General features: G+C 50.2%; 10 protein-coding genes and 1 rRNA gene. All 11 read right to left on the reverse strand.

Annotation, left to right across the window (positions count from 1 at the left end; all coding sequences use genetic code 11):
- Position 1 precedes the first annotated feature (1 nt).
- Entirely contained in the window at positions 2-1237 is a 1236-nt protein-coding gene (locus AC58PV_RS24920; protein WP_497435267.1) for a pyridoxal-phosphate-dependent aminotransferase family protein, read from the reverse strand.
- On the reverse strand, positions 1224-2516 hold the full coding sequence (locus tag AC58PV_RS24925) for a Zn-dependent hydrolase (protein WP_497435269.1): 1293 nt from the start codon (positions 2514-2516) through the stop codon (positions 1224-1226). The genes AC58PV_RS24920 and AC58PV_RS24925 overlap by 14 nt, the downstream gene beginning before the upstream one ends.
- Positions 2509-3900: an allantoinase AllB gene (gene allB / locus AC58PV_RS24930; RefSeq protein ID WP_497435270.1), complete on the reverse strand. Its 1392-nt coding sequence runs from the start codon at positions 3898-3900 to the stop codon at positions 2509-2511. The genes AC58PV_RS24925 and allB overlap by 8 nt, the downstream gene beginning before the upstream one ends.
- A 71-nt stretch (positions 3901-3971) precedes the next feature.
- The gene (gene uraH / locus AC58PV_RS24935; protein ID WP_497435272.1) at positions 3972-4328 is read right to left on the reverse strand and encodes a hydroxyisourate hydrolase; all 357 of its coding nucleotides are present in this window, start codon (positions 4326-4328) and stop codon (positions 3972-3974) included.
- Positions 4325-5794, reverse strand: a complete 1470-nt coding sequence (gene pucL / locus AC58PV_RS24940; RefSeq protein WP_497435273.1) for a factor-independent urate hydroxylase — start codon at positions 5792-5794, stop codon at positions 4325-4327. The genes uraH and pucL overlap by 4 nt, the downstream gene beginning before the upstream one ends.
- An 898-nt stretch (positions 5795-6692) precedes the next feature.
- Positions 6693-7616, reverse strand: coding sequence for an ABC transporter permease (locus AC58PV_RS24945; protein WP_497435274.1), 924 nt, complete (start codon positions 7614-7616; stop codon positions 6693-6695).
- A 50-nt stretch (positions 7617-7666) separates the two neighbouring features.
- Positions 7667-8788, reverse strand: coding sequence for an ABC transporter permease (locus AC58PV_RS24950; RefSeq protein WP_497435276.1), 1122 nt, complete (start codon positions 8786-8788; stop codon positions 7667-7669).
- Entirely contained in the window at positions 8785-10323 is a 1539-nt protein-coding gene (locus AC58PV_RS24955) for an ABC transporter ATP-binding protein (RefSeq protein ID WP_497435277.1), read from the reverse strand. Before AC58PV_RS24955 ends, AC58PV_RS24950 begins: the two co-directional genes overlap by 4 nt.
- A 279-nt stretch (positions 10324-10602) precedes the next feature.
- Complete coding sequence (gene chrA / locus AC58PV_RS24960; RefSeq protein ID WP_497435278.1) at positions 10603-11139, reverse strand: chromate efflux transporter ChrA; 537 nt, start codon at positions 11137-11139, stop codon at positions 10603-10605.
- Positions 11136-11726, reverse strand: coding sequence for a chromate efflux transporter ChrB (gene chrB, locus AC58PV_RS24965; protein WP_497435279.1), 591 nt, complete (start codon positions 11724-11726; stop codon positions 11136-11138). The genes chrA and chrB overlap by 4 nt, the downstream gene beginning before the upstream one ends.
- A gap of 343 nt (positions 11727-12069) precedes the next feature.
- A 5S ribosomal RNA gene (rrf, locus tag AC58PV_RS24970) occupies positions 12070-12186 on the reverse strand.
- Positions 12187-12323: the final 137 nt, after the last annotated feature.

The following is a 12323-nucleotide window of genomic DNA, read 5'->3' on the forward strand; positions in this document are numbered from 1 at the left end:
CTTATCCCTCCCCATCAAGAGCATATACCGCCAGTGCTGCTTGCAACGCCTTCCCTACAGCTACCTCCACACCATACCAATGTAGTGTTGCTTCCAGAGCTCCGAGGACATGAAGCACATTTTTCTGATTACAGCTAAAACCCATCGTTCCGATGCGCCAAATCTGTCCCTTCAATGGACCGAAGGAAGAGGCAATTTCAATACCGAAGCTGTTCAGCAGCATCGATCGAACGGCTTCCCCATCAACTCCGATCGGAATACGTATACAGGTTACTACTGGCAGCTTGCACTGTGGATCACCGTACAGCGTCAACCCCATTGCCTGCAAACCAGCAACCAAAGCCGCTTCATGGCGCTTATGGCGCAGGAATCGCTCTTCCAGTCCCTCCTGCAGTACAAGGCGCAATCCTTCACGCAGTGCGTACAACATCGTCGTAGCCTCTGTATGGTGATTCAATCTCTTCGGACTCCAGTAATCCTGCAGCATGCCGAGATCAAAATAATTACTCGCCACAACTTTACCAATCCCAACAGGAGAGCCTTTCTCCCGCAGTCCGCGCTCAATCGTTTTACGGCGCTGCACCTTCGCTTCAACGCGATCATTGTACGTAATCGGGGACATGCCTGATGGAACGGATAAACATTTTTGCGTGCCGCCAATGACCGCATCCAGCCCCCACTCGTCGGTTTTCACGGGTACACCACCAATCGTGGCTACAGCATCTACAACAAGCAAGGCATCCACTTCTCGGCAGGCTGCCCCAATCCCTTCGAACTTTTGGATACAGCCTGTCGACGTCTCACCATGAACCATTGCAACGATGGTTGGCTTCTCCCGCTTAATAGCGGTAACAATGTCAATAGGATCGAACACAGTTCCCCATTCTTGCTCGATAATCGCCACTTCAGCCCCGCAACGCTCAGAAATTTCTACCAGTAAATGTCCAAATCGTCCGTAGATCGGAACGAGCACTTTATCGCCTGGCTCAATGATGCTAACCAGCACAGCCTCTATACCTGAACGGGAAGTCCCATCGATTGGGAACGCCCATTGATTATTCGTTTGAAATACATCTCGAAGCATCTCCATCGTTTCATTCATAAGCTCGGTAAACTCCGGATCGAACTGCCCTAGAATGGGATAAGACATCGCTCGCAGCACCCTGGGGTCAACCTCGACCGGTCCCGGGGTCATAATCGTGCGAAGGGATGGTGATAAATCTTTATAGGTTTTCATCTGCTTTGCCCCCGTAGCCGTATTGATATAACACATGAACGAGTGTCTGGAAGCCGACAATGAGATCCTCCGGCTTCGTGAACTCGTTGGGATTATGACTGATGCCTGCCCGACTCGGCACGAAAATCATAGCCGACGGACAGATCGGTCCGAATAGCTGAGCATCGTGTCCCGCTCCACTCGGCATGCGGATATGCTCGTAGCCATAGAAGTCGCAGGCAGCCTCAATTTCCGCCGAAATCCCACTATCCATGGCTACAGGTAACGCATTTAGATGCTCCATAGTATCTATATAAAGCTCTCTTCGCACCGCGATTTCCACAAACCGCGATATCAGCTCTGTACGAAAAGCCTCCATCTTCCGCTCGTCCGTATGTCTAATATCCAACGTAAATTCGACTTCACCAGGCACTACATTCGATGTTCCACGTTTTACTTCTAAGCGCCCTACGGTAGCTACCAAAGGTTCGCCCTCCGCAAGTGCCATCTTCTCTGTCAGCGCAACCATCTCGGCAGCAGCAGCCAGCGCATCTTTGCGCATGGTCATTGGGGTCGTTCCCGCATGATTGGGTATACCCGTAACGACGATCGTCATTCGAATTTGGCCAACAATCGCTGTGACGACACCAATCTGCTTCTCTTTAAACTCAAGGACTGCTCCCTGTTCGATATGAATTTCAATATATCCGCCAATCCCATTGCGTTTCGCTGGTTGGGGCTCACCCTGATCTATGTCAAAGCCCACGCGCGCCATCGCTTCGAATAACGTCACACCCTCTGGATCAACAAGGCCTGCACCTTCAGCTAAGGAAAGTACCCCTGTCACATGACCAGAGCCCCAATAAGCCAATGGGAACCGACTCCCCTCCTCCTCGCAAAAGGAGACCATTTCCAAGGTCCGTTTCGGCGTCCCGTACACGGCCTTCAGATAGCCGAGCGCCATCATTGAAGCGATGACGCCGTAGGCCCCATCGTATTTCCCGCCGTTTTTGACCGTATCAATATGTGAACCTGTCAGTATCGGCTTAAGCGATGGGTCTGATCCAAGCAATTTGCCGTACACATTGCCGATTTCATCAAAATCTGCCTTGATCCCCATACTTTGCATGTGGTCTATCAATGCTAATTGCGCCTTGAGCCAAGGCTCCGCATACAAGAGCCGGGTTACGCCGCCTTCCGGATCGGCGCCGAAGGTCGCCAGCCACTCCAAAGCAAGCAGCATGCGCTCCCCGTATTGGGCTAGCATCTCTTCCTGGGGGTGCCCTTTCATTTTAGCCATCTAGCCCGCCTCCGATCGATGCACTATGACGCAGCCAAGCTCCCTCTGATGCTATTCCAACGCCCACGCCTCGTTCGTACACGTTCACGCCTCGTAGGAAAGTTGACTTCACGCTGCAGCCGAACGCTTTCCCCACATAGGGACTCTGCTTATGACGATATAATAAGTCGCTTTCTTGCAGCGTATAGCCCGCAGCCAAATCCACCAATGCTAGATCCGCGTCAGCCCCTATGGCGATTTCCCCCTTGCGGGGATAGAGCCCGAAGCGCTTGGCTGGCTCAAGCGCTAGCATGCGAGCGAGTTGCGTTAGCGGAACCTCTCTACGGAGGTAGCCCTCATCTAGCATAAGCTCAAGCGAGCTTTGCGCCCCCGAAATGCCCCCCCATGCTGCGAAGAAATCCCCCTGCTTCATATGCTTGGGTGAAGGGGAGTGATCCGAGGCGATGATGTCGAACCGACCGGCCTTCAGCTCTTCCCATAAGGAAGCTTGATCTTCCACCGTACGGATGGGCGGCGCGCATTTTGCCACGGGTCCAAGGCGTTCAACCTCCACATCCGTTAGCGTCAAGTAGTGCGGACACGTTTCCACCGTAACATCCATACCCTGTGCCTTTGCCTTCGCAATGACCCCCACTGCCTCTGCAGAGGAGATATGTACAAAATGCAGCTTACAACCTGTCAGCTCCGCATAGTCCAATGCTCGGCCAACAGCCTCCACTTCAGCTTCAATCGGTCGTGTTGCAATGAAATCCAGCGCGCCTTGCTTACCCGCTTGCACTGCATCTGCAGCGAGCTTGGAGACAATTTCCTCGCTCTCAGCATGAAGAGCAAGCACTAGACCTAAACGCGCAATTTCCTTCATGCCGTTAACTAACGTCTCATCGTCCACTTCCGTGAAGATATCTTCACCCTCTCCTCCCGGGCAGGACATGAAAGCTTTGAAACCAATGACTCCAGCTTGTGCCAGCCCTTCAAGCTCGCCTACATTGCCAGGAACGAGACCGCCCCACAGGGCATAATCAACATGGGATTGCCCTTCAGCTGAATTCAATTTCATCTCTAAGGCACTGAGCCTAATCGTAGGCGGAACACCATTGAGCGGCATATCAATATAGGTTGTGCATCCACCAGCAGCTAGCGAGGCAGAACCTGTGACGAACCCCTCCCAATGACCAAGTGCAGGCTCATTGAAATGAACGTGTGCATCAATCATGCCCGGCAGGATCGTTAAGCCTTCCGCATCATAAACAGGTGTTCCCTCCGATAGAACGAGGTTTTCGCTTAATGCTGCAATTTTGCCGTTCCGTATCCCGATATCCAGCTGTCGACACGCATCTTGCAGGACTACCGTCCCTTTGCGTATGATAAGATCCAATTGATACATCCTACGAAGCCCTCCCTCGAAGCTCTCTGTCTATGCAAGTAACGATGCAATCAACGGCTGACTTCCATGTACTAACTCCCGCGATACGTGTTATACCCCCAAGGTGCAATTAATAAGGGAACGTGATAGTGGGAATCCTTATTCGCCACACCGAAACGAATCGGTACTTGATCCAGAAAAGCCGGCTCTGGAAGCTCCACACCATTTCCTCTGAAGTAGTCACCTACATGAAAGAGAAGCTCATACGTCCCCATTGTAAAATCTTCCCCACTCAGCATCGGCCCAGGCAATCTGCCATCTGTATTCGTAACGTCAGTGCGAAGCATTTCTGCCACGCCTCCTTCAAAGCGAAACAAATCGATCCTTACGCCAACCGCCGGTCGACCGATGCTTACATCCAAAACATGCGAAGTGATTCCTACGCTCATAGGCCCTCCAGATCACGCTTTGTCATCGAAAAGCCTTGGAAACCATATGGCGGTCTTGGCTCAGTAAACACCTTGCCTTCCCCAACAGAAACTCCCTCTAGAATCGTTTCCCACGTCCGATTGTTGGACTCGAAGCGAATTTCTCGAAGCTGTGGGAATCGTAGTAACGCACGTTGTCCAATACGATAGATAAGATTTTGAATCGATGGCGAATGCTGCTCATGGAATACGGTATGCGCAATATCACGAATTTGCTCTGCGGCTACATAGCGCCCTAAATCGGCATCGAAGGCATCTTCCGCTTCTTCATAGGTCCATGCGATGTCTAGGAAAATAAACAGAGGGCGATCCGACGATTCTGGCAGTGTCGTGTACTCATCGCGAATGAAACCAGCGAAGGAGCTTCCTTTGACTTTGATTAGCTTTAGATCGGCTATGCCAGCAGAGTGATCTGCGAGGACGATATCGTCTGCCGTACGAATGAGTTCCACGAATGCGCTTGGGTGTTCATTTTGTGAATAACGATACACGAGATCCCCTGCTTGGAGACCTGTTGGTCCTGGAACTGGCAGCGTTTCGAACGCCACCTGATCCGCACTCATTTTGATCCCCGTCATCCATGGATACTTCTCTAGGAAGAGTCTGCTCGCAAAAGCCAAAAACCCCTCCGCCGTAGCTCCTTCATACTCACCTGCTTTGCGCAAAATGAAGTTCTTCATCGAATCCGTTGCTACAACATTGGTGTTATCTCCCTCGCTAAATGAGGTAAACAGCTTCTCCCCGCTCACAGCTACTTTGATGTTCATGCCGAACAACACATTATCTCGCCCTGTGAAACCCGATTCCGGAATCAGCGTGATATTCGTGAGCGGCTTGGCATAGGAACGATAGACCCAAACATCACCTTTCCCGTAGTACATGATTCTCTCTGCACCCTTTGCTTGTTCCATCGCTTTCTCCTCCGTTTCTTCCATCACGATATCGGCTAGTCGGAATCGCCCAATCTTACAAACCTCCTGCAACGCCGTAAGCAGCTCCGCTTCAGGAGTTCCTTGTATACGATGACGTAACGCCTCATGTATGGTATCCTTGGACTGGCCCTTCACCGCCATGATAAAAGGAAACTGAAATCGGCCCGTGTACTGTGTATTTAAAGAAAGAAACTGTTCGTATTCTTCAGGAGTTAACTGGTTAAGACCGGCACCTGACTGCTCTTTGACCGAGTGATCGGTCATTTGCACGCGTGTACCCAGATCCGGATGGGCCCGAAGCAGCGCCAGCTGCTCCTCACGGTTAGCTCGCTCTACCTCTCGTTCAAGAGCACTAATCATAGCCTTAATGTCGGCGAATGGCCGAGATCGTGATGCTCGTTCAGCTACCCATGGCGAGTGTTCAAAAAGAGAACCAAATGCTAGAACGAACGCTTCTTGACTCATGTCATTAACTTGCTTCCGTGTGATCTTCATAGCCCCGACACCTCGATTTCCGCCTTAAACGCTTTGCCTTCTTTTCCAAGATTTGTTTCATTGTAATTGCGCTATCCCTATGGGTCAATTTATATGAATGAAGTTTGTAATCTTTCATAACATCGTTAACTTTTTTTGTATTTTTGCTAAAATAGTTGGCCAACATCGACGTTTCGGCCCTACTATTGCGCTATTCTGATCCGCACATCTGTTTCTGTATACAATCTCCAATCACCAAACTCACATTACCTCTCCGGCTTCCACTCTCCATCCACCAATTCAACGTTACATCGACCTCCTCATTTCCTTTCACTCATATCACATCTCCAGCTCCTACTCCCACTCTCCACCCATCAATTCAGCGTTACATCGACCTCCATCAATCTTTCACTCATATCACATCTCCATCTCCCAACTCCCACTCTCCACCACCATTCAACGTTACATAGACCTCCATCAATCTTTCACTCATATCACATCTCCATCTCCCAACTCCCACTCTCCACCACCATTCAACATTACATAGACCTCCATCAATCTTTCACTCAAAAACTTTAGCTGTATAAACTACAGTTATTTTCTTCGAATCGGCTCATTTTTTCAGAATAACTGTAAAATATGTAGGTAATTTCAAGAAATATAGAAGAATCTAGCTAATCCTTGATAATTAACTACAGTAAATACATCTAATCCACCTTTTTCTCAATTTGCACTCAAATAACTGTAGAAAATCCAGTTAAATCAGGAACCCGAGTCATTTCTTGAGACTTGACGAGCTTGAATCGCCCGGCTCCCTTCAACCTCCCACACAACGCAAAAAACCACCAGAGTAACAAAACTCCCAGTGGTTTCTTTATATCCCATTACCCGCTGCACCCAGCGGCAGCCACTCCTACAACTAAAATCTCTGTTCCCTTATATACGGCACACCTAGCGCCTCAGGCGCACCAGATGGCTTATTCTTATTCCGCCAACCAAGGAACATCAGCACCAGAATAGTGAAGACGTACGGAATCATTTTCAGAAAATAAGAAGGAATATGGCTGCCAATCAGCTGCACACGGAAACCCAAACTATCTAATACACCGAAGAAATACGCGCACACAAGGGCACGAATCGGATTCCACCTTGCAAAAATAATAAGCGCCACCGCAATCCACCCCCGTCCTGAGGTCATTCCCTCGTTCCATGTTGGTGTATACACAAGAAGCAAATCTGCTCCCCCCATCCCGATCAGCATCGAACCTACGACAATGCAGCCATAGCGAATCGCAGTCACAGGAATACCCATGACGTCCGCCGTAGCGGGATTATCCCCGACTGCGCGAAGATGAAGCCCCCATGATGTACGATGGATGAACAAGTGCATAGCCAGCACGAGCACGAAACTTAACCATGTAAACAAATCCATATGGGCAAAAATCCCACCAATCACCGGCACCGGCTCCAACCACGGCATATCGAGTTTCGGTACGGCACCAACAAGTGGTTGACCACTCACAGGCTTTCCTAAGTACGCACTAAGACCAGCTCCGAATATGGTCATCGCCAACCCGCAAACAACCTGATTCGCATGTAACGTTACGCATAGAAATCCATGAAGCAAACCGAGTACCCCACTCACCGCGAGCACGCATAGAATGGCCAGCACTACATTTCCTGTATGTATGAAAATGAGGCACGAAGTCACCGCTCCCATTAACATCAAGCCTTCCGCGCCAAGCTGCATAATGCCGGATCTTTCGATCAAGATGCCACCCAGTACGGCTAGGAGCAACGGTGTACCCGAAGAGATTGCTGAAACAATAATTTGTGTGATCATATCCGTCCCTTCCCCCTTCCCTTCAATTCTCCCATCGCTCCGTATCATTCTCAGCCATTCCGACGAATACGAAATTTCCCAGCCATCCCCCCAGCGATGAGGAAGAACAGAATCGCCCCTTGTATCATCGAGGAAATGGAAGATGGCAACCCAATCGTTTGCACACTATACCCGCCTACAATGAGCCCACCGAAGAGCACCGAAGCAACCACAAGCCCAATCGGATTCAACTTCGCCAGCCAAGCCACAATAATAGCCGTGTATCCATACCCAGGAGAGATTCCATACATGAGACGGTGCGCTACGCCAGAAACTTCTCCCATACCAGCTAGCCCAGCCAATCCGCCGCTGATCACCATCACCAGCAGAACATGCTTAGAGATACGAATACCCGCGTTCCGAGCCGCTTCACTATTGGCACCAATCAACCTAAGCTCATACCCCCACCGCGTATACCGGACGACGAAAGCATAAAGCAGCACAGCAATGATGGCAAAAACCAGCCCCACATGCAGTCGGGTCCCACCAAAGGTCGGCAAGGACTGCGCAACAGCGAACATCGGAGATCCCGGGAAGTTAAACCCTTTAGGATCTTTCCACGGCCCGAAAACCACATAGTTCAGCGCCAGCAACGCCACATAATTTAGCATCAACGAGGTAATAAGTTCGTTTACCTGAAAATAGTTCCGTGGTATCGCCGTCAGCAATCCCCAGAAACCGCCGGCCACCATACCCGCGACCATCATAGCTGGAATCGAGAAGTACATCGGCAGATGTGGAAAATATACCGTAATCGCTGTCGCCGCCATCGCTCCTGCTACAAACTGGCCTTCAGCCCCAATGTTCCACACGGAGATACGATAAGCAATCGATACACCCAGCCCGCAGAGGAGCAAAGGAATTCCCTTCACTAATGTTTCCGTCAATCCAAAGGTAGAGCCGAAGGCTCCTTTCACCATTTTGCCGTAAACCATGAACGGATTCATCCCATTCAATGCGATAAAAATCCCACAAGCCACCAACGCCAGTAAGATGGCGACCACCGTTACCCACCAAGGGCTATTCGCCCCTGCAGGATCGATTTCCAAACGATACGGCAAACGGAACCCAACTCCACGCTTACTCGTTTTATTTTCGATAGGAATGCTGACTGCTGTTCGTTGTTCACTCATCCTGCATCCTCCTCCGATCCCGCCGTCATCAGTATACCGATGTGCTCGCGGCTCGCCGCTTCCCTCGGCATATTTCCGACAATGCGCCCGTCATACATGACCAGAATACGGTCAGCCAGCTGAAGCACCTCATCTAGATCCTCCGAAATGAGCAGCACAGAGCGCCCCTTACTTCGCAAATCCTCCAGTAGTTGATACACGCCTTCCGATGCCCCTACATCGAGTCCTTGTGTCGGATGCACCGCAATCATAAGCTTGGGACCTTGATCAATTTCCCTGGCCAAAAGCAGCTTCTGCTGGTTCCCACCCGACATGAATTGAACGGGCGAATCGATCCCCGACGTTTTCACATCGAACATCTCGACCAACCGCTGAGACCAACTCCGGTTACTTCCCGTTCGCAGCAAACCGAATCGCGATCGCTCTGATGAACGATACGTTTTAAACAGCAGATTATCCACCGAGTCCAAGCTGCCAGCTAGACCACTGCGCATCCGATTCTCCGGCACATGCCCAATCCCAAGCTCAATCGCTCCCCGAACCGAACCATTCCGCAGCGCTTTTCCATCAAAAGTGACCTCCCCCTGCTTCCAAACCCGCAGCCCGGTCAGCACTTCTGCCAGCTCCTTCTGTCCGTTCCCAGAGACGCCAGCAACACCGACAATCTCCCCTTCATTTACCTCAAAATGAAGCCCATCCAGCACCTTGCGTCCATGGTTCGCATAGACATCAAGCCCCTTGACCGTGAGCATCGGCTTCTCCTTCGCTCTCGTTCTTCGTTGTGCGCGGCTCGCTAAACTCATCTCGCCCACCATCAACTGCGCCAGCTCGCGTTCGCTCGTCTCCGATTTCGCCATCGTCGCAATCATCTTGCCCTTGCGCATGACCGAGATCTGATCCGCCGCGAACATCACCTCTTTGAGTTTATGCGTCGTCATAATGACCGTTTTGCCTTCCTTCTTCATCCGGTCCAGCGTCTCAAAAAGGAGATCAACCTCTCCCGGTGTCAACACCGAGGTTGGCTCATCCAGAATAATGAAATCCGCTCCCCGATAGAGCGTCTTCACAATTTCCACTCGCTGCTGCTCGCCAACAGATAGCTGCCAGATGGGCCGATCTACGGGAAACAGCAGCCCAAAATGCTTCGAAATCGCCTCGATTTCCTCCGACTTCTTCGACAACCATCCGGGACCGCGCCAGAAAGAGCCAGCTTCCCCAAGCACAATATTCTCAGCAGCCGTCAGGGTCTGCACGAGGCGGAAGTTCTGAAACACCATGCCGATCCCCAGCTTCATCGCATCCTTCGGTGAGCGAATGCGCACCTGCTCCCCATGTAGGTAGATCTCTCCACTCGTCGGCCGGTATACGCCGGACAGCATGCACATCATCGTGCTTTTGCCTGCACCGTTTTCGCCCAGCAGCGCATGAATCTCCCCCGATCTCGCTCGAAAATCTACCTCATCATTCGCCAGCACAGAACCGAACTGCTTCACGATGTGGATCATCTCAACGGCATCTTTCTCATGTGTACGCATAGCTCCCCGACCTCCTTATTCCTTTAGATAATATCTACTAGCCCTGATATGACATAACAGCATCTCCCTACTACTCTCACCCGTATACAACAAACAGCAAATCCCGACTAGCGATTTGCTGTTACATAACAACGATATAGCCCATCTATTCCTTTATCCCTCTCACATCACTATACGGTCCGCCCATCTTGAGCGTCAATAAACATGACGCCAAGTTTGGTGTTATAACGAAAAGAGGCGCAAGCTTTGTGCTTAGCGCCAAATTTATGTCAGATATAATTACGCGGATAGAAAAACCCCACCATATACAAAACCCGCTAGAATCACAAAAGCCGGATGTATCTTACGGATTTGGATCAAATAGAACGCTACCGCGGCAATCCCAAAAAACTGCAAATACCCGATCACTTTCGTAGACTCGGCCAAGCTGCTCCAGGTGACCAGGACCATCATAATCGCAATGACAGGCTGCACGAGCAGCGTCATCCCTTTAATCACAGGGGATTTCTTGTATTTCTGCAGCATATTCAACAATATAATTAGTGCAATAATCGACGGCACCACCGTTGCCGCCACCGTAATAAGCACGCCTGACCAGCCGCCTACTTGGTATCCAACGTACGCGGCGATTTTCGTCGCAATCGGCCCCGGCAGTGCGTTCGCCAGCGCCAACATATTGGAGAACTCACTGCTGTTCATCCAATTGTGATTCGTCACAATCTCTTGAAACATCAGCGGGATCGATGAAGGACCGCCGCCATAGCCGAACACATTGGCAAGAAAAAAACTAACGAGCAAATGCCACCAATCCATCATACGCCATCACCTTTGCCAAGCGTCTTCTTACTCTTCGCCCACTTATCCTTTAACTTATGATGAAAGGCCCCATATAGGAGGAACATGAATATTACGATAGCCGGGTGTACCGATAAAGGTTGTAGCAGCAAGAAAGCTATGATGAAAAAAGTAACCCCCGCCGACCAGCCTAGTCCTTTGATCGCTTTCTCCCCAAACTCATACGCCATCACGCCTAGCATGACCGCGACAATCGGCACCACCGCAGCAATCATTCCCTTGATTACATGCGACGTGCTGAAGAACGTGATAAATGAATATAACCCCACCATCGCCACACAAGTAGGCATGATATGCGCCAACACACCAATGAGCGCACCCATTCCGCCTTTCAGACGGTAGCCTAGGTAGCCTGCCAACTTCGTAGCAATCGGCCCCGGCAGCGCATTCGCAATCGCGAGCACTTCCATAAACTCCTCATCCTTCATCCACTTAAAACGCGTCACCGCTTCATACCGAATTAATGGCACAATCGACGGCCCGCCGCCATATCCCAAAATCCCCGTCCGAAACATCGCCGTACCTATTTGAACATAGGCGTTCTCCACTATGTATCACTCCCATTCCATCGTTGCTTTACCTAAGTAGTAAACTAAACCTTATTGTATTATAAAATGAAGCATTTATTAGGGATTCTCGTTATATTTTTGTGAAAATAACAAAATTTCATTGGAATCTTGGAACTTGGACTTGGCTAGGTGCTTCACTCCGGTCCCTCACCTAACCGGAAACTAGTCAACTAAATGGATCTGTAGGTTTTCCATCTAAATCAATTTATTAGCCCAGATCATCCAAAATAGATGTAGGAAATACAGTTAATGGTTATCCACATATGAATGCAAAAAGAGCCTTACTTGGATTAACCCAAGTAAGGCTCTTTCAATTGCAGTTGCTTGGCAACGTTCTACTCTCCCAGAACCCTGCGGTTCAAGTACCATCGACGCTGGAAGGCTTAACGGTCGTGTTCGAGATGGGAACGCGTGGATCCCTTCCGCCATCATCACCAAACAGTCAAAGCGTTTGTTTGCGCCTTGAAAACTAGATACGAAACTTGCGTAAAGTTGAACATTAGGAATTTGGTTAAGCCCTCGACCGATTAGTATTCGTCAGCTGCATACGTTGCCGCACTTCCACCTCGAACCTAT

The organism is Paenibacillus sp. J22FR83 (genome assembly GCF_059691955.1).